The sequence below is a fragment of the Vibrio vulnificus NBRC 15645 = ATCC 27562 genome (assembly GCF_002224265.1).
Classification (GTDB): domain Bacteria; phylum Pseudomonadota; class Gammaproteobacteria; order Enterobacterales; family Vibrionaceae; genus Vibrio; species Vibrio vulnificus.
The window spans coordinates 567,698-587,109 of sequence record NZ_CP012882.1 but is presented as its reverse complement, the minus strand read 5'-3'; the positions used below and the strand labels follow the sequence as shown (position 1 = coordinate 587,109).

The window sequence follows — 19,412 nt, the reverse complement described above, 5'->3', positions numbered from 1 at the left end:
TCCCTGAGCGTCATTACCATCACGCGTTACAGAATCGTCTCTTCAAGCGCTTCTTGATATTCACTTGCTTTGGCGATCTCTTTCTCGTTCATTTTTCCTTTCACTTCTTTGATCGCCTTTTCAGCTTCATCATAACCATTGTCATAAGCGATGTTGTACCAAGCCAGTGCTTTGACATAATTACGCTCCACACCACGCCCTTTAAAGTGGAAAGAACCAATCATAAACTGGCTGTGCTCCTCACCCCATTCCGCAGCATATTGGAAATACTCCAGCGCTTTTTTGTAGTCTGCCGATTTGATTCCACAAATTCGCATGTAACTAGGCTCGGAGTAGATTTTACCCATGATCTGATAGGCCTTTGATTCGTCATCAAGTTCAATGGCGTGCTCAAATAGCGTAATGGCTTTTTGGCAGTCACGCGCCACACCTTCACCTTGCAAGTAACTGACGCCAAGATTAAAAGTCGCCAATGCATGTCCCTTTTCAGCGGCGCTCGCGAACCAATGGTTCGCCTGCTCAAAATCTTGCTTAATGCCTAAGCCGTCATTGTATGAAAAAGCCAGTTGGAACATCGCATCTTCATCGCCTTTCTGCGCGGATGCGAGGTAGTATTCGTTGCCTTTTTTCTGATCTTGTTCAACACCTTCACCATCAAAGTACATCACACCCAAGTAGTAAAGCGCGATGGCATCGCCTTTCTCGGCCAGTTTTTGATAGAGCGGTAGAGCCTGTTGATATTCTTCCTCATGGTAATGGTGCTCCGCCAAAGCACTCAGTGCCTCTAGGTTATCGAGATCGGCGGACTGCTTGAGATAGAGCAACCCTTGATCAACGTTTTCTTGCATCATCGATTCATCGATGAGGATTTCAGACGCTTTGAAAAGCAGTTGTGCATCTTTAGACGTTTCTGCTTGCTTTAACACCGCTAACGTTTCTTCGTCAAAATCTTCGTAAGTAAGATCATACGCGTGAGAAACACTGGAAAGAAGAAGGGGAAGCGCAGCCAACCACGCGGTACAACGACGTGTCATAGTTAATAAGTCCATTATGATTGTATTAAGAACTCGCATTGTAGCGGTTTGGTGAATACCAAACCGAGCACTTATTCCTACGGTTGCTTAGGACGTGACATTCTGCACACTTTATCGTCAACCTGCGTACAAGAGAACGTGAAAGAAATCGAGGCGATGTGCGGTCTGATTGAAAGAATAAACAAAGGAGGCGTTATGCTGACATGGCAAGATATCATCACCTTCACCCACCAAGGAAATCCTCAGCCTGATACCGTCGTGAGAAAAAGCGATGCGCAGTGGCGTGAACAACTTGGCGAAGCGCAGTACTACGTGATGAGGCAACATGGTACTGAGCGTCCTTTTTCTAACCAAATGTGCGAACTGTTTGAACCGGGTTTGTACCACTGTGCAGGTTGCCAAAACCTGCTGTTTGATTCGGGCAGCAAGTTCGATTCAAGAACCGGTTGGCCATCGTTCGCTCAGCCGATGAAAAGCAATGCGATTTCCTACCATCTGGATGACACCTTGGCCAGGCCAAGAATCGAGGTACGCTGCAACCAATGTGAATCGCACCTTGGACACGTATTTCCCGATGGGCCGGCACCATCAGGGCTTCGCTATTGTGTGAATGCCGTTTCAATTGAAAAAGTAAATCAGGAGGCATCATGACCACGCAACTTGCGACCTTTGGCGGTGGCTGCTTTTGGTGTACCGAGGCGATGTTTTCTCAGCTCAAAGGCGTACTGGATGTGAAAAGTGGCTACAGTGGTGGCCATGTTAAACACCCTTGTTACCGCGAAGTGTGCAGTGGAAAAACGGGCCACGCCGAAGTGATTCAAGTGAGTTTCGACCCTGAAATAATCCGCTATGAAGCGCTGTTGCTGGTTCATCTCACCACACACAACCCCACCACGCTCAATCGCCAAGGGGCGGATCGCGGCACGCAATATCGCAGCATCATTTTGGCGCATGATGAGGAGCAAAAACGTATCGCACAGCAAGTGATTGCTGAGGTCGCGCCTTATTTTGATCAGCCAATCGTGACAGAGGTGGTGGATTTCGAACAGTTTTACCAAGCAGAAACTCACCATCAAAATTACTACAGCGATAACCCTGAAAAGCAATACTGCGCGGTGGTGATTGAACCGAAGTTACGCCGCTTGAGAGAACGCTATGCCGATCTCCTCGGCTAGTTTCCGTGTTGCAAGCCGCCTTTGTGCCTAGCGCAAGGCGGCTTTTTCCTTCGTGCAAACTTGCCCAGCCACGTTCCGCAAGCAGAGAGCTTGAACAGAGCGCTGGCTCTGTCTACAATGGCGCACTTTTTAGCGATTTCAGGTTAAAGAACATGAACGATACAACTGCAAAACCAGCACTTCCAGACCGTCTATCGGGCAACGCACGTAGCCCATTCTTCGTAAAAGAGTGCTTTGATCACCAAATCGGTATCCGTTTTAACGGCAAAGAGCGTAACGACGTTGAAGAATACTGTGTTAGCGAAGGTTGGATCAAAATCGCTTCTCCAAAAGCGAAAGACCGCTACGGCAACCCAATGCTGATCCAACTGAAAGGCACGGTTGAAGCGTACTACGTGTAAGCTATACGTTTAAAGCGAACGCCTCAGTTCCAATGCAAAAGCCCAAGTGGAGAGACTTCTCAACTTGGGCTTTTCTATTTGTGGTTCAAAAACAACTTGTCGATCCAAAATAACGTCTGCCGCTGCGGGCGAATCAAGGTTCACGCCAGCCATTGCCAATGTTAGAATTCACTACTATTTCATTTGGTAATAAAAGGAACTGTGATGAACCCGATTCTAGCAATGTTGAAAGAGAACAATATCAGCGACGAACAAATCAACGAGCTATTTCAAATCCTAACGCAGAACCCACTGGCCGCCATGGCGACCATCGCACAACTCGGCTTACCTCAAGAGCAACTGCAAATGCTGATGGCACAAGTGATGCAAAACCCGGCATTGATTAAAGAAGCCGTGGAAGAACTTGGGCTCGATTTCTCTAAAGTGGAAGAGGCGAAAGCGAAACTGCAACAGCCTCAATAGACCCCCACTGTTAGACCATCACTGTTCAGGCTGCTGAGTAATAGAAAGCGGCCTGAAACAGCCGCTTTGTGCCTTACCCCAGAGTCGATGTTATTCCGAAAGGCTCTCTTCTCCTTCAACCGTAACGACAGCGGATTCTGTCACACTGACGCTTGATGTCGCCAATGGCGTCGCCGCGGAACATTGACATTCCTGACCTTTGGCTTTGCTGTTTTTATGGGGTGCATACCAATCTTTCAGCCCGTTTTCTAAGCGCGTTGCCGCCGCTTTCGGAGCCATCTTACCGAGCAGCACTGCCTGGCTCACTTCCGCCAATTCATCTCCTAACTTAGGCTGACCACGCGACAGAATTTGCGTAGCCACACGTATGGTGGAATCACATTGGTCACGCCACTCCATCATTTCGCGCGCCGCAGGATTACTCACCTCAAAGAAGTGGTTTGATAGCGAGAAAAAGCCCGGCAAAGAGTTGGTATAAAGCTCTGCAAACTGTGACGTCGTCAGCCATTGCAAAAAGGCCATCGCCGCTTGCGGATTTTTACTGGCCGGATTCATCCCCATGCCGATGTCGGTATGGTCAGTGAAAAAACAGCCATCACCCTGATTGGCGACCGGTGGCGGCATCACACCAAAGTCGAGTTTGTCGGTAAAAGGGGCGATCTCCCACGAACCTGCAACATAAAACGCCGCCTTGCCAGAGGTGAACAGATCATTGGTTGCACCATAATCTCGTTTTTCCCCACCCGTACCTAAGTAGCGACGCCAACGCGCCAGCTCTTCAAATACCTGCACGTACTGCCCATCATCTAAACGTTCTTGGCCATTAATCAGCGCCAAGCGGCCATCTTCGCCTTTCCAGTAGTTCGGCCCGATGTTTTGAAAACCCAATTCGGACGAAACCCAACTCTCGCTGCCACTCATCGCCAAAGGTACATAGCGCCCATCGGCTTTCACTGTATCGAGGACAGAGAAAAATTGGTCACGCGTTTTTGGCACACTCAAACCAAGCTGATTGAAAATCTGCTTGTTGTAGAAGAAACCGTGAATCACCGATGCCATTGGCACACAAAAAGTTTGCGCGCCGGAATCGGTTTGCCAAGGTGCTTGCGCAAAGCTTGGGAAGTTTTCCATCCCCGCCATTTCGGTAATCTCGGCCAGATGCCCCGCTTTAAAAAGCGCGAGAGAATCATCAAACGGGCGACAAGTAATTAAATCCCCCGCTTTGCCCGCTTTGAGGTTTTCCCACAATGTCGGCATGTAGTTGACGTTTTTCACCGGACGAAAAATAACTTTGATGCCCGGATGCGAGGCTTCAAACGCTGGAATAATTTTCTGCTCCCACAGCGCTTTGTCGTCCGCTCGCCAACTTTCAATCACCAACTCACTCGCCATGACTTGACTACACACTAGGAGACCCAGCGCTCCAATCCACTTGTTGATCATACGCCCTCCTAAACCTTGAAATGTGCGATCAGTTGTTGCTGTTTGGCCGCTAAATCTGCCAACACTTCACTGCTGCTGGCCGATTCTCTCGCTTCACGCTCTGTCTCGTGCGCCACTTCTGAAATGCCCGTCACGTGGTGTGCAACGCTCTGGCTCACAATGATCTGCTCTTGCGCGGCATGCGCCACTTGATCGGCCATCTCTTTGATCGCACTCATTCGCTCGGCGATCGATTGCAGCGCCGTATCCATCTCTCGCGTTTGCTCCACACAAGTTCGCGTTTGATCTTGGCTTCGCCCCATCACCTCAACCACTTCCTTACTGGACTGTTGAAGGTTCTCAATCATTTTCTGGATCTCTTCGGTTGAGGTCTGCGTGCGTGTCGCGAGGGCGCGAACTTCATCAGCCACCACCGCAAAACCGCGTCCTGCATCCCCTGCGCGCGCCGCTTCTATCGCCGCGTTAAGTGCCAGCAAGTTGGTTTGTTCGGCGATACCACGAATCACATCCAAAATGCTGCCAATGTTGTTACTGAACTCACCTAACTTGTGCGTAATACCCACCGCAGATTCCATGTCATGAGCCAATTGCTCGGTGATTTTGCGCGTGTTGGCCACTTTCTGACGGCCACTTTTCGCTTCCGCATCGGCGCGATCCACTTCATCCTTCGCCCCATCGGTGGAGCGGGCCACCTCCGTTGCGCTCACCTCTAGCTCGGTAATCGCCGCAGCCACTTGATCTGTCTGGCTTTTCTGCTCTTGAACTCGAGCCATGGCACGCTCACTGATTTCCGCCGAGCGGCTCGCTTCATCCACTAAATGACGAGAACCCGCGGTAATTTGCGACAGCAACTCACCTGTTTTGTCCGCCAACATGTCGATGGAGCGTGAAAGCTCACCAAACTCACAACCCGTTTGATAATTGATGCGCCGCGTCATGTCCCCTTTGGCCATGTAGGCGAGTTCTTTGTTGATCTTCTGTAGTGGGTTTTTGATGCTCATTGCGGTGGTATAGCCGATGATCAAGGCCACGGCGGCGGAAATCGCCGAGACCGCCATGATCCAGAAGTTCGCGCTGCTCACCGCTTCATCCGCCACCATTCGGCTTCGCTCCGCAATGGTGCCCGCCGCTCTCGCCATCTCATCCAGTTTTGCCAAGCTATTGGAAAGGCTGTTATCCACTTGCTGGTTTTGAATCACGAGATCATTTTCCAGTTGCTGAGCTCGGCGCATGGTTTCAAGCAGACCTTGCTTACCCAGCGCCAGCTCTTGTAAGCGATTGAGGTTGGCTACATAACGCGCTTTGACATCTTCTGGCACTAACACGCGCTCAAGGCGTTTGCGCGCCATTTCAATATCTTTACTCAGTACCTTTTCCAGCTCATTGAGATCCGTCTTGGCGTCGGCACGGCGGATGTTTTTTAGATCCCGCGCAATCCCAGAGGTGATCAGCTCCGCTTTATTGCGCATGGATCGCTGGCTAGAGCTCTGTTGCAAAAGCAAATCTGCAGCCCATTGATAGGTATCTTCAAGACGAATAAAGGCAATTTCGAGCTCACGACGTTTGACTAAGGTATCCACCCACTCGCCATGTTTCGCCAGTACCTTATCCGAATCGGCGTAAAACTGATTGGTTGCCTGCAACACTTGCTGGAACTGTGCTTGGCTCTCTGATGCTGAGGTGAACTGATTCATCTCTTGGCTTAACTCACGAAAGCGTGCTTGCTGCGCTTTAAAACGGCTAGAAAACTGTGGTAACTCTGCTGCCTCCTCGCTGGCTCGATACTCCAACACCCAGCGGTTACTCTCTTGCAGTGCTTCCTTCAACCCCGCGACCGCCACCACCAAGGGTGTCGCGCGATCAGACACTTCAGACAAACCGTCATTAATCCCTTGAATTTTAAGGGTACTGATAACCCCCAACAGGATGAGCAAAAGGAGCATTAACACGAATCCAGCGGTGATCCGCTGCACGATAGATAAGCTCATGAACATATCCTTACTGATGCATGAAAAGATAAATTAAACATAGTTGTGATTTGCCAAACCGGTGGGAAGAAGATCAAGATTTGTGATGTTTGAGAGTGTTGGTATGAGAAGGGTTATTACAACGAAAGCTGACACGGTAAGAGAAGGACGTGGACTAGCTCTTCAGATGATTTGTTTATTTTATACTGACAATGATCAACACGCTTCATGATCAGACGATAGCCATCATTGCTCAACAAGAAAGCAAGTTATGCAATTTTATGCTGACGAAAAATCCGCCTCTTCAAAAAACATCATTCGTAGACAATAAAAAAGCGAAGCGAATTTCCTCTCGTATTTTAGTTATTAAATTCACGTTCATAACATCATTCAACGTTAGCTTTTTCTAATTTTCAAACCTGAGAAAAATACAGATATATACGCCCGTTCAATCATATTTATCTTGCTGATGATAACCATTCGCATAATAATCATAAGGTCATGTTTTAATGACATTTTTTAAGTGAGATTAATAAAGAAAATGAAAAAATATTTAAGCTTGTTAATGGCAATAACATTGTCAATCGCATTATCGGGCTGTAATGGTTCTTCTGATTCTTCATCAGAGTTAGCAGAAAGTTACGATGGTGTTTATAAAGATAAAAACGGGGAGTCGCTTTTTTATAGCTCGAATGAAGATGCGATCTATTTATATAGACCACCACAACGATACAAGGATGGTTATATAAGCAGCTCAAATCGTAGCATTGTGGTCGACAACAGTTTAATTGGTCCTTATATAGATACGAACCATTTCGTGAAATCGGAACTTGGCGACTACTATCATTACCAAAACTCCACCGTTCAGTTTCATTTTTCAAAGGGTAATGTGTCCGCGCTAGTCAAAGATGAGGGTGACAGAACACTTGTTGACACCACGTACACCAAACTGCCAACACTCGCTGATTTTGATCTGATGTATCAAAGCTATGCAGATTGGGAACGTATGACACTCATCTTCTCTAATGATGATCGCATGTTTGCTCAACTGGACTTTATGCTGACATGCCAATTAAATGCTGATGTAAAGAGGATGTCGAACTTCTATCGTGTCTCTAATGGTGCAATAACCTGCAATGATCCAAACGATCCACGTATCGACTCAAATATGCACGGCGTCATCTATAAGGTGGCGGAAGACAGCCGAGCTGTCGTCATTGTGCAAGGAAAACGTTGGACATATCGTACAACTTTCCAAACCGTTTATTAATCGAAAAGGGGCATCAGCCCCTTTTCATGTTCTTATCTTTACCCTGTCTTTCACACCAAGCACAGATTACTCATCACGCAGCAAAGCTTTTGCGAGTAAAGAAAGCGCTGCCGAAAGTAACACAATGTCTTTAAGCAAGAATTGTCCCGGCACAACGGAAATGGCAGGGAATCCACCTAGGCTCGCTTCAGCAATTGGGGCAGTAAACAAGAAGCTGGTTGTCACAGCAAAGGTCAATGTTGCGCTGGCAGCTCCAAGTATCGCAAAACCACGATGAACCGGGGCCAACAGTAGCGCAACCGCTGTCGCCACTTCTACAAAACCAATGAGGTTTGATGCGCCTTGCAAGCTAAACACGCTATACAACCAGCTAGTCAATGGGCTTGAAGCCACTAAACCTTCAATAGCACCCGCTTCGTAGCTGGTAAACTTCATCGCCCCTATCCATGCAAGTACGATAACGATGGAAAAGCGCACAGCGTGATCTGCAAACTGGTTGAGTGAATGGGCAAATTCGCTGCGATTTTGATGAGTATTGATGAGCGTTGACATAATGTTCTCCTTTCAATTCTGATTTTTATTCAATAGGTAATGATTTAGTGACGGATTGCTTGGCTACGTAGAATCTTCTCAAATCGGCCTTTTCGGATTGCAGTGATAAGGTCTTGATTCCCGCCAACATGCACATCGCCGACAAAAATTTGTGGCACCGTTCTGCGTTGGCTGCGATTTAGCATCTCGTTAAACAGTGCTTGGTCATCGCTGACTTCGATTTCTCGATAAACCAACCCCATGCTCGCCAAGGTCTGTTTGGCTGCTTTGCAGTGTGGGCAGTAGCTTTTGGTGTAGATTTCAATCTTTGGCATGGTCTTGCTCCCGTGTGTTTCGCTATGGGTTTAATTTAGCGCTTGCCACTCGTACTATCTATGCACAATAATCTTGAATTAATACATCGATCGTATATTCATAGGAGGTAATACATGGAAGTGATGAGCGATATTCTTCGTGCAATACGCGTTGTCGGCAGTGTGTATTTTTGCAGTCAGGTCGAAGCACCGTGGACCAAAACCTTCAACGATTTGGATCACGCCAGCTTTCACATGATCCGCCGTGGTGCTTGTTGGGCCAATGTGGATGGGCGTATCGAACAGCTGAACGCGGGCGATCTTATTTTTCTCGGCCCCGGACAAAATCACCTTCTCTCCAGTCAATCACCTGAAAAAGGGAAATCCGATTTAACCGAATCGACACTGCTTTTATGTGGTTCCTTTAGCTTTACACGCACAGCGACCACACCGCTGCTGGATGTATTTCCGCGCGTCACCATCGTTCGTGATCAAGATTTGGCGAAATACCCTTGGCTACGCAGCACCTTCGACCAATTAAGTTCAGAGTATCTTTCACAAGGGCCGGGTTCAGAGCTTATCGTCAATAAGCTCACCGAAATCATTTTGGTCGAACTGATTCGGATTAATTTTGGACGTGAGCAAACCAGTCCCTTTTTGGAAGCACTCAACGACAAACGCATCTCTCGCGCTCTGCAACTTCTCCATGACCATCCGGAAACTGGCTGGACATTGGAAACCGTCGCCAATCAAATTGGTATGTCACGCGCGGCATTTGCCAATCGCTTTTCAAGCTTGGTCGGTAAACCCATGTTTGAGTATTTAACCAACCTGAGAATGCAAAAAGCGCAAGAATTACTAGTCGAATCCTTGTTACCGATTGACGAGATTGCCGAACAAGTGGGGTACGAATCTGAGCGAGCATTCACACTGACGTTTAAAAAACACACCGGCACCACACCCAAGCGTTTTCGGGCTCAGTAATTCAGACAAAAAAAGCCCTCGCATAGGCGAGGGCTCAGAGCTCACAAAGTCACCTTTTTATTCTAGACGCTCCAAACGGTAGTACATATCTGGAAAATCGTTGGTTTCCTTAATGGTATAGACATAGCCACGATCCGAGATAAACGCGTAGATTGGCTCTTCGTCTATCACTTTATCGATACGGCTGTCGATAGTACGAGCCGTCTTAGGGAAGGTTTTTTCTACCGTCATGCTGCCTGTATCAAACTTTCGCACCGTATAGCTTGGGTAGGAATCTGCCAAGATCGTCACCGTTTCGTTTTGAGCGGTAGAACTGACATAAGAATACTCCGTACCATAATTCCCAGGAGTGGCCATCAGAGGTAAGCGTCCTGCGTAACGCATATCTTCTTCCGGATTATTGGATAAGGTAAAAATGCTACCAGTTGAGGTATACAGCTTTGTGCCATCGTAAGAGAACCAGAAATTCCCCCCTATGTCGTAATCACCGTGATATGGCGAATCACTAGGATAGTCGAGACCACGCTCTTCATTGATGTTGGTGCGGCTAATGTCTTGTGGTGAAAACGCGGTTGAAGTGAAGTAAATGCCGTGTCCACTCGGGTGCAACTCAAAGACTGACATTCTGCGTAACATAGAATCTTGCAGAAACGTCTCGTGTGAACTCTCTAGGTTAAAGCGCGAATATTTAGAGAAGCCATCATGGCGATCGACAAGATAAACGTGATCGTTCTTCACCACTGCTATCGGATTAGCGACGCTGGTGTTGTGAACGGTGATCAAAGGCGTTGCCGCATAGTCTGGGTTGTAATCAATCTGAGTGACCTGATAGTCGTGCGCGACGATTATACGGCCTTGCGTTGATACCAAATCGACAGACAAATCTTTAGGCTCACTGGTCAGTGGGTATTTGAATGTCGTATTTGAGGCAATGTCATATACGTACACTGCGTTTGTGGGTGAATCAGACACCATGACAATGATATCTAGCCCAGGAACATGTTTCGCTTCTCGCACTTTAAATGGCAACTCTTGAGATTCATTGACCGCAGCAGGGCTATCTGCGGCAAACACCGGAGGCGTCACTTGATAGTTCATCGGGATGGTTAGCGGGCTGCCTTTAATTGGGTATTGGCAATCTGCATCGTAACAGGCGTCGACGGTCAAACTGCCGCTATGGCTACCCACCCCCAAAGACGTTGGCAAACGAACATCGGCGGTTAAACGATAAACATTGCTACCGAGATCTTCCATTGCAACGTGGCTCGCGACTTTGTAATCATTTTGATTTCGTAAGGTGATGAGATCAGCATTCTGCCCCGTCAACTGCGTAAAAAACGTCACTGGCGTGTTATCCAATACCGTTTCATTCAACCTCGCGCTTTTATCAAAATTTTGAGGTGAAACCGAAGAAAGTGAAATCTGCTCATCCAAGGGATTCGCGTAATTCACATTGACCTTGATTGGAGAACCCGCAACATGCTGATTACAGTAATAATCATAGCAAAACGCTAAGCTGACTTGGCTCGTGTTGTCACCCTCTTTAAACAGGTAACCTGGGTAAAATTCAAGCATATAGTAACCCGCTTGCTCTGTGACAAATTGAAGTTCCGCGTTGCGTAATAATCCCCCCGTATCCTCCATCACACCAAAGAAAATTTGGCTACCATCGGTTACCACACCCCGAGAATCAATATCGACGGTCGCATAGGTGTATTTCATGCTGTTCCCTTCAACATGAACTGAAGGTGTTGTGGTAAACACGCGTAGTGAATTGCCAGCGTCAGAACCGCCTCCTCCTCCACCGCAACCAACCAATGTCAAAGCGATCAATGACGCCAACGTCGTTCTATACATAATCCTGATATCCTATCCAACTAAATCCAGCAAAATTATATTTAACTTAGCTAAACCGTCAGATAGATAAACGTGAAAAATACGACTTACTTAAAACTAATAACTCTTTGATATTTCAATATGTAACTGAATATTTAATCTCAAATTCACGACCGCACGGCGAGCACTTTACACCCACTTGTTAACCTGTTCGAATAGACGACGTACGAAGCAAGAATGAGCAAAATCGAGCACACAAACGTAAAATTAAATGAGCTTTCACTCACTTATTTCATAAGTCGTTACATAACTTGGCACATTAACGCTTTACATCTGGAGTTGGGGAAGGAACACTGCCCCTCAACGTAAAATCGCAGCCGATAACATAGAGTCAGAAAAATATGAGTAACACGACGGCGAAAAAATCGAATCCCCTTGTCGAGATCCTTTTTAACGTATTTGTCCCTTCATTCATCTTGATGAAATTCAGCGGAGAAGAACACCTAGGAACAGCGCTTGCCCTTGTGGTCGCCTTGTTGTTTCCCATTGTTTACGGTGGCATGGACCTGATCCGTAATAAAAAATTCAACTTCATCTCCGCCCTTGGCTTTGTCAGTGTATTGCTGACTGGCGGCATCGGTTTGCTGGAACTGGATACAAAATGGCTCGCCCTAAAAGAAGCGTTGATCCCAGGTTTGATCGGCTTAGCGGTATTTGGCTCGACCTTTACACGCTACCCGTTAATGCAGAAGATGGTGCTCAACGACACCGTATTGAACCTTGATTTGATCACCCAGCGTCTCAAAGAAAGAGGCAAAACAGACGCCTTCGAGCGCTGTTTAATGTCGTCCAACTACCTGTTCGCCAGTACCTTTGCTTTTTCTTCTGTGATGAACTATTTCCTTGCCACTTGGATTGTCACCAGCCCGGCAGGCACCGTGGAATTCAATGAGGAACTCGGTAAGCTGACCTTATACAGCTACCCTGTGATTGCCATTCCGAGCATGTTGATGATGTTTGGTATTTTTTATTACGTTTGGCGCCAGATTCGCTCTATGACATCACTGGAAACCGAGCAAATTTTTCATACGAAATGATCTGTAAGTGGGATTGTTTACTGAACCTAACGGGATGGTGAAAACCATCCCTTTTTTATTCTTACCGCCCTCGCCGACCAGTCACGCGGAACTGTTGTGGGGTGACGTCAAAATAGGCTTTAAATGCCTTGATGTAGGAAGAGTCATTTTGATAACCCACTTGATCGGCAATGCTTTGAATAGAGAGTTCTTCATCTAACAAAGAGAGCGAATAGATCAGCCGAATTTGCTGTCGCCATAGCTGAAACGACGTGTTGAACTCTTTGGCAAACAAGCGCGACAACGTTCGCTCGGATGCGCCGACTTTTTCACCCCACTCTTTTAACGACCAATCCAATGCTGGCGTGTCGGTCAGCGCTTCAAATATCAGCTTTAAGCGCCGATCTTCTGGCAGCAGCAACTGAAACGTCTGCACGTTGTCTTTCATGATTTGGTCATGCAGCACCGCAAGCAAGCGCGACACTTCCCCATCATTCACAAACCCTTCGCATTGGCGGCGAATTTCCTGTAGCAGCTCATTTAAAAACGGCGTTAGCGTAATGGTTCGCACTTGATGCTGATACTCGGTTCCAAAAGCCGGATTGAGGTAGATACCAACAAACGTGGTATGACTTAGCGCGATAGATTCATGTTGAATGCCCGCAGGCACAAACAGTGCAGAGGTATGGGGCACAAGGTGCTGATAGTGATCGGTTTGGGTTTGCAGAAGCCCTTTGAGCGGGAAAATGACTTGATGCCAAGTGTGTTGATGCAGCGCATCTATGTAACCTTTGGGCATGTCGATGGTTTTAACCAGCGCAGGAGAATGGGGATTCGCGGACATCATCTCATTAGACGTCATCACACCGGTGTGAGAATCGATTTGGCGGGTTGGCATCATTAACTGTCCTTACATCCCTACTCTGACACAAGTGCACTAGGCTATCATGCTCGGCAAAGTGAATGAAGCTGTGAGGTGCGACGTATGCGATATCAAGTTGAAATATCCAAAGAAAACCAACTCTTATTCAAAGTCGAGATTGATAACATCAACCCAGCCAAGTGCGAAAAATTGCTCGAAACCGTATTGGCTAAGTTTCCAAAAGCCGAAGGTTATCAACGCCATGTGTTGGTTTCTGATAGCGAAACACGCTACTTAAAAAGCACAGAAAAGCGCATTGAAGTACTGGCAGCGATTCCGGTATTTGCCTCATTGGGCGAGCGTTAACCTTGGTTTTTTTGACCAATCCATTTCACGCAATAAGGGAAGAATATGAAGAAGTTAGGCGTCGTTAACAGCGTATTAGCAGGAAAAACCGTTGCCTTTGCGCATGGCACGAAAAGTGCGATTAACAAACAGGTTATGTCACAGCGTCTACACGCAACTGAACTGGGTTTCACCAATGACGAGCAAGGCGATCCGCGCTTTCATGGCGGCATTCAAAAAGCCCTTCATATTTACCCAAGCGAACACTACCCAGTTTGGCAGCAAGAACTGGGTAACAAAGCGATTTTCCAATCTGCGGGTGCGTTTGGGGAGAACCTCAGCTCAAGCGGCGTAACAGAAGCCTTAATTTGCTTGAAAGATAAAATCCGCATCGGCACAACCTTGCTAGAAGTGTCGCAAGGGCGCATGCCTTGTTGGAAGCTCAACGTACGCTTTGAGCAAAACGACATGGCGAGAAGGCTGCAAGACACGCTTCGAACGGGTTGGTATTTCCGAGTGTTAGAAGAAGGCGATATCGGCGCAGGTGACGAGATTATTCTGTGTGAAAGGCCTTATCCAGACTGGTCTCTAGCTCGCATCATGGGCGCGGTGTTTACTGGCTGTCTGGATAAAAATGAGCTTAGCCAACTGGCAGAACTGCCATTGGTTGAATCTTGGGGCAAACTTGTCGAACGCCGCCTAGAAACCGGCAAAGTCGAAGATTGGGAAATGCGCTTAGTTGGCCCAACAGCCTAACCAACTCGATAACCGCATGATGAAGGCTCGAAGCAAGCGAGCCTTCATTGATGAGGGATAGTAAGATGGCAAACGTTTTTGGGCATTTATCATTTAGAGCTACGGCACCGGATAGCACCCAAACCATTAGCTCATATATGGCTAATGAAACTTTCATAAATCACAAGAAACCGTCTGGATGGCATAAATATGCAAAAGGCAAGGTATCAACCTTGCCTTTATATTTACTTATACCAACCGTCAGCCAGCACTTCTGCTTGTTCAAGAACAAGCTTGATAGCTTCCTCTGCCGCATCCGGTGGGTACTTCCAGCGGCGCAGCAGTCGGCGTACTAGGTTGCGCATACGGGCGCGGACGCTTTCTCGCTTCTGCCAGTCAACCGTGGCTGATTTACGAAGCTGACCTGTTAACTCAATCGCTAAGTTACGCAAAGCATCATCGCCAAGCTCACGTACTGAAGACTCGTTTTCAACCAAAGCACGGTAGAACGCCATCTCATCCACAGAAAGGTTCAGCTTATCAAGTAGCTCCGCATCTTCCTGCATCTCTTTCGCCCACTGGATCAGTTCTTCAATGACCTGAGCGGTTTCGATGCTACGGTTGTGGTACTTGTTTAGTGTCGTCAAAATGCGGTCTGAGTATTTTTTCTCTTGCACCACATCGTTTTTCATCCGCGCTTTGACTTCATCACGCAGAAGCTTCTCAAGCAACTCAACAGCAAGGTTTTTCTCCTTCATGTTCTTTACATCTTCTAAGAACTCTTCAGAAAGCAAACCGATGTTAGGCTTATCTAAACCAACCATTGAGAAAATGTCATCGACACCATCAGCAATCACCGCATTATCGAGGATCTGCTTCAAAGCCGTATTGCGCTCTTCATCTGTACGCTTTTTATCAACAGTAGAATGCTTCATGAACGCAGCTTTAATCGCAGAGTAGAAGGCGATTTCGTTCTTGTAACCACGCGTTTCATCCATGGTGTTACACAACGAGTACGCTTTACCCAGCGCAGCCATCACATCTAGGAATCGACGTTTGCCATCGCGCACTTCTTTACCTTTGCTATCGGTATGTGACAAACCAGATAGGTGGTTTACCGCACCGGGCAGTAAGCGTAAAGCCTCGGTTTCGAAGTCAGGACGGTAGTTAAATACCTTACCATCAACTGGAGTCGCAAACATGCCGCGAACGATATCAACCTTTTCCATCAGCACGGAAAAGGCTTCGGCAGTATCGACTGTTGGTTGCCCTTTACCTTGGCTATTGGTGTAGGTTTTGAGTGCGTTTTTCAGCTCATTGGCGATCCCGATATAATCAACTACCAGACCGCCCGGTTTATCTTTAAAAACGCGGTTTACGCGTGCGATAGCCTGCATCAGGTTGTGACCTTTCATTGGCTTATCGACATACATGGTATGGCAACACGGCGCATCAAAGCCTGTTAGCCACATATCACGTACAATCACCAACTTTAGCTCGTCGCTAGTATCTTTGTATCGGGCTTCAAAGAGCTTCTTGGTTTTCTTATCATGGATGTGTGGCTGCATCTTAGCTTTGTCAGATGCGCTGCCTGTCATGACAATTTTGATAGCGCCTTTAGCGGGATCATCGTTGTGCCATTCTGGTTTAATCGCAACAATCGCATTGTAGAGATCGACACAGATTTCACGACTCATCGCCACAATCATGGCTTTGCCGGGAAACGTTTCGGTACGCGTGGTAAAGTGATTAACCAAGTCCTGAGCTACTTGCTGGATTCGAGGCTCTGCGCCAACAAGCTTTTCAAGCGTTGCCCATTGAGATTTGATTTTCTCGCGGCTCGCAGTCTCTTCATCCTCACCAATCTCATCTTCGATTTGGTCATTAAGCTGCTCGATTTCAGCTTGGTTGATATCAAGCTTGGCTAAGCGAGACTCATAGTAGATTGGCACCGTAGCACCATCATCGACCGCATCTTGAATATCATAGATAGAAACGTACTCACCAAATACGCCACGGGTGTCTTTGTCATCCATAGCAATGGGTGTTCCCGTAAAGCCAATGAACGATGCATTTGGCAGCGCATCACGCATGTACTTGGAGTAACCATAGACAAACTTTTGAGAGATGACATTGCCGTTAGCGTCTTTCACGTCCACCAACTTTGATTTGTTGCCGTACTGACTGCGGTGCGCTTCATCCGATACCACTACGATGTTGGCACGCGTTGATAGCACTGGGTGCTCTGTTTCTTCTGCAAGTAGGGCAAACTTCTGGATTGTGGTAAAGATGATGCCGCCAGACTGACGAGAGAGCAGCAATTCACGCAGCTTATCACGACCGTCCGCTTGCGATGGCACTTGCTTAAGCGTTTCATGCGCCATACCAAAGGTATTAAAAAGCTGACCATCAAGATCATTGCGGTCTGTCACCACCACAATCGTTGGGTTGTTCATCGCAGGCTGTTGCAATAGTTTACTTGCGTAGCAAACCATAGAGATACTTTTACCACTGCCTTGCGTATGCCAAACCACACCCGCTTTACCACTGCCGGGCTTGATTTTATCTAAGCCTTTTGTCGCTTGAACTTGGTACTGCCCCATGCTTTCAGCAACTAAAGGCAGTTCGCCATCGGCTTGTTTTGCACGTACGGTGGCCTCGACAGCCGCTCGCACGGCGTGGAATTGGTGGTAACCAGCAATTTTCTTGATAACGGTGTCGTTGTCGGTTTCGAACAAGACAAAGTAACGAATGTAATCAAGCAGCAAATCAGGCTTGAAGAAACCCTTAACCATGGTTTCAAGCTGGTAATCCCAAAGTGGTTTGTCATCTTCACCTGAGACGGTTTTCCAAGGCAAAAAACGTTCTTTGTTTGCGGTGAGAGAGCCAACACGCGCTGTCCAGCCATCACTCACCACCAAAGATTCGTTGAAAACGAACAGATCTGGGATTTCATCTTTATAGGTTTGAAGCTGGTTGTAAGCATGCCAAATGTCCGCATGTTCGTCGGCAGGGTTTTTCAGCTCGATAACCGCAATAGGCAAACCATTGATGAACACCACCACATCTGGGCGACGATTGCCTTTTTTACCTGTAATGGTGAACTGATTCACCACCAGAAACTCGTTGTTATCTGGATTGGTAAAATCCATTAAGCGAGCATGAGTGTGCTTAGTCTTGGTTTCACCGTCTTCATACACAGTGTACTCAACAGGCACACCTTCAATTAGGTACTTGTGGAAAGCGCGGTTGCTTTTAATCAGCACTGGCGTGTCTGGCGTACTGACCGTATTCAGCACCACATCCAAGCTCTCTTGTGGCAATTCAGGGTTCAACACCTCTAAACGCTCCAGTAAGCGCTGTTTCAACACAACTTGGTGGTAATCATCACGCTCTGGTGAATCGCCATCAGGGGCGATGTCGTAGCCATTTTTGTATAGGTAGCCTTGGTCGGTAAACCAGTCAAGGCAGAGCTGCTCTAGTTGGTCTTCTGTAATTTTCATTCAATACATACCACTCAGAATGGAATATCATCAAAATCAGGCATTAATGTTGATACAACCTCAACCTGTTCAAGTTTGATTGCTTTCCAGTTATGACGAGCTTTCGTTTTATCCCACGCCATAATGCGTAATACCGTTACACGTGATCCATTAGCGATATCACCAATAACAAAAGGCGGAACAAACGTATCTTCTACGAACCCAAAGCCTTTCGGAGCAATGCGAAGTTCACCTTCAATAGTGCCAACATCCGCAAGTTCAACAGACTGGCACGGAACTGACGCTATCACCTCTTTCTCAGTGCCATTCATAGAGAGTGACAACTCAACATAGTCACCCGCTTGAGGTTTCAGACTACTTTTGTGTATGCCCATGCGGACAGACCATGTGGTGGATTTATTCACAAAAACTTGAAAGCCTTTTTCAGACTTATGAATGTTCTCGATAACGCCAATGACTTTCTCGGTTGGGCCATGAAGATATTCAATGGCATCTCGACAAAGTGATTTTAAAAACGCTTTCAGTTCATTTTCATCTACACTGGCGTCGTACCATGGTTGATTCATCAACTGTTCAAGCTCTGGCTTTACTTTCCAGCCATTACTTTGGTATGCCTGCAACGCTGTCTTTAAGCACATTGACGCTTCTGTAGGTTGCTGATTAGCAAGCAACAGCGGGATCGCCCCCTGAAGCAGCTTTAAACTGAATGTGACATCATGAGCAGAGACGATTCCCTTTGCAAAAAACTTCAGTGCTAAGCTACGGTCTTGCTTTTGATAGGTTGCGGCCAATGCTCCCCAAGCCCATGCTTCTTTCTGTTTTTTTCGCAGGATTGGCAACAATAGTTCGCGAGCTTGTTCATATTGACCAGATACAATCAAACATTTTGATTGATCGTAGTCGAGCCAAATCAAGTGTTTCGTATCTGCCACTTGCTGACGCGTTTGATTGATAAACCCCAAAACCTGATTAAGATCGAGTTGCCAAAACTCACGAGCACGTAGCCAAGCGCTAGCAACTTGACGAGCCGTAGATAGCATTAAACTAGGAACTTCTCCTTTCTCGGCTTGAAAAGGTTTTTTGCTTTCATCATCAAACAACGCGCTTTGATGGTGCAGCACCAAGTTAACTAGGCTTGGGAACCACTCAAGATTCTTTTTGAATTGAACTAGCAGCATCTTATATTCCAACCCGCCCGTTGGAATATCAAAACTCACGATGGTTTGAAGCAAGTTTTCTATACGCTCAAATTCAAAGTCGCTAGGTCTAAAGTTATTCGAAGAAGCTGCGCGTTTCGAAATTCTTTCTTGTTGCTGCTTGATAAATTCATAACACACCCAAAATAATGCACCTTTGAGATACGCATCTTGCGGGGAGTGTTCTAATGCAGCAAAGCCGACATTCCATGCTTCTTGTAAATTACCTGCTTTGCGCAAGTTTGTAACAGTACGAAATGGTTGTTCTGACATTGAAA

At 46.9% G+C, this 19,412-nt stretch carries 17 protein-coding genes and 1 pseudogene; 9 read left to right on the top strand and 9 right to left on the bottom strand.

All coding sequences use genetic code 11. From position 1 onward, the window contains the following. Positions 1–26: 26 nt before the first annotated feature. A complete protein-coding gene (locus tag AOT11_RS18275) occupies positions 27–1,034 on the bottom strand; it encodes a tetratricopeptide repeat protein (protein ID WP_017421400.1) in 1,008 nt (335 codons plus the stop codon). 195 nt (positions 1,035–1,229) lie between these two features. Between AOT11_RS18275 and msrB the strand changes: the two genes are divergently transcribed. The 4 genes from msrB (at position 1,230) to AOT11_RS18255 (ending at position 3,072) form a co-directional block, all read left to right on the top strand. Then, positions 1,230–1,685, top strand: coding sequence for a peptide-methionine (R)-S-oxide reductase MsrB (gene msrB / locus AOT11_RS18270; RefSeq protein WP_026050511.1), 456 nt, complete (start codon positions 1,230–1,232; stop codon positions 1,683–1,685). Then, the gene (gene msrA, locus AOT11_RS18265) at positions 1,682–2,209 is read left to right on the top strand and encodes a peptide-methionine (S)-S-oxide reductase MsrA (RefSeq protein ID WP_017421398.1); all 528 of its coding nucleotides are present in this window, start codon (positions 1,682–1,684) and stop codon (positions 2,207–2,209) included. The genes msrB and msrA overlap by 4 nt, the downstream gene beginning before the upstream one ends. Before the next feature lie 152 nt (positions 2,210–2,361). Further along, a complete protein-coding gene (locus AOT11_RS18260; RefSeq protein ID WP_011081943.1) occupies positions 2,362–2,610 on the top strand; it encodes a DUF3297 family protein in 249 nt (82 codons plus the stop codon). A gap of 204 nt (positions 2,611–2,814) precedes the next feature. Then, the gene (locus AOT11_RS18255; protein ID WP_026050510.1) at positions 2,815–3,072 is read left to right on the top strand and encodes a DUF2999 family protein; all 258 of its coding nucleotides are present in this window, start codon (positions 2,815–2,817) and stop codon (positions 3,070–3,072) included. Between the two features lie 180 nt (positions 3,073–3,252). Here AOT11_RS18255 and AOT11_RS18250 read toward each other — a convergent pair. Beyond that, positions 3,253–4,515, bottom strand: a pseudogene (locus tag AOT11_RS18250) (ABC transporter substrate-binding protein); the annotation flags it as partial. Between the two features lie 8 nt (positions 4,516–4,523). After that, positions 4,524–6,503 (bottom strand): HAMP domain-containing methyl-accepting chemotaxis protein, encoded by a 1,980-nt coding sequence (locus AOT11_RS18245; protein ID WP_026050509.1) that lies wholly within the window; start codon positions 6,501–6,503, stop codon positions 4,524–4,526. Between the two features lie 520 nt (positions 6,504–7,023). Here AOT11_RS18245 and AOT11_RS18240 point away from each other — a divergent pair. Further along, a complete protein-coding gene (locus AOT11_RS18240) occupies positions 7,024–7,752 on the top strand; it encodes a hypothetical protein (RefSeq protein ID WP_017421394.1) in 729 nt (242 codons plus the stop codon). Between the two features lie 66 nt (positions 7,753–7,818). On the opposite strand, the gene AOT11_RS18235 is transcribed toward AOT11_RS18240, so the two are convergent. Beyond that, on the bottom strand, positions 7,819–8,304 hold the full coding sequence (locus AOT11_RS18235) for a YkgB family protein (RefSeq protein ID WP_017421393.1): 486 nt from the start codon (positions 8,302–8,304) through the stop codon (positions 7,819–7,821). A 44-nt stretch (positions 8,305–8,348) separates the two neighbouring features. Continuing rightward, a complete protein-coding gene (gene grxC, locus AOT11_RS18230; RefSeq protein ID WP_011081949.1) occupies positions 8,349–8,618 on the bottom strand; it encodes a glutaredoxin 3 in 270 nt (89 codons plus the stop codon). 114 nt (positions 8,619–8,732) lie between these two features. Here grxC and AOT11_RS18225 point away from each other — a divergent pair, with 114 nt between their 5' ends. Continuing rightward, positions 8,733–9,581 (top strand): AraC family transcriptional regulator, encoded by an 849-nt coding sequence (locus AOT11_RS18225; protein ID WP_026050508.1) that lies wholly within the window; start codon positions 8,733–8,735, stop codon positions 9,579–9,581. A 57-nt stretch (positions 9,582–9,638) separates the two neighbouring features. Here AOT11_RS18225 and AOT11_RS18220 read toward each other — a convergent pair whose 3' ends face one another. Then, complete coding sequence (locus AOT11_RS18220; RefSeq protein ID WP_017421392.1) at positions 9,639–11,438, bottom strand: hypothetical protein; 1,800 nt, start codon at positions 11,436–11,438, stop codon at positions 9,639–9,641. 380 nt (positions 11,439–11,818) lie between these two features. Here AOT11_RS18220 and AOT11_RS18215 point away from each other — a divergent pair, with 380 nt between their 5' ends. Then, the gene (locus tag AOT11_RS18215; RefSeq protein WP_015728402.1) at positions 11,819–12,514 is read left to right on the top strand and encodes a VC0807 family protein; all 696 of its coding nucleotides are present in this window, start codon (positions 11,819–11,821) and stop codon (positions 12,512–12,514) included. Positions 12,515–12,575: 61 nt separating this feature from the next. On the opposite strand, the gene AOT11_RS18210 is transcribed toward AOT11_RS18215, so the two are convergent. After that, positions 12,576–13,394, bottom strand: coding sequence for an AraC family transcriptional regulator (locus AOT11_RS18210; RefSeq protein WP_017421391.1), 819 nt, complete (start codon positions 13,392–13,394; stop codon positions 12,576–12,578). Positions 13,395–13,478: 84 nt separating this feature from the next. Here AOT11_RS18210 and AOT11_RS18205 point away from each other — a divergent pair, with 84 nt between their 5' ends. Then, on the top strand, positions 13,479–13,721 hold the full coding sequence (locus AOT11_RS18205; protein ID WP_026050507.1) for a hypothetical protein: 243 nt from the start codon (positions 13,479–13,481) through the stop codon (positions 13,719–13,721). 45 nt (positions 13,722–13,766) lie between these two features. Then, positions 13,767–14,456 (top strand): MOSC domain-containing protein, encoded by a 690-nt coding sequence (locus AOT11_RS18200; protein ID WP_026050506.1) that lies wholly within the window; start codon positions 13,767–13,769, stop codon positions 14,454–14,456. Between the two features lie 224 nt (positions 14,457–14,680). On the opposite strand, the gene AOT11_RS18195 is transcribed toward AOT11_RS18200, so the two are convergent. Continuing rightward, positions 14,681–17,938, bottom strand: coding sequence for a type I restriction endonuclease subunit R (locus AOT11_RS18195; RefSeq protein WP_017421389.1), 3,258 nt, complete (start codon positions 17,936–17,938; stop codon positions 14,681–14,683). A gap of 14 nt (positions 17,939–17,952) precedes the next feature. Continuing rightward, entirely contained in the window at positions 17,953–19,407 is a 1,455-nt protein-coding gene (locus tag AOT11_RS18190; protein ID WP_017421388.1) for a DUF7017 domain-containing protein, read from the bottom strand. Between the last annotated feature and the right edge of the window lie 5 nt (positions 19,408–19,412).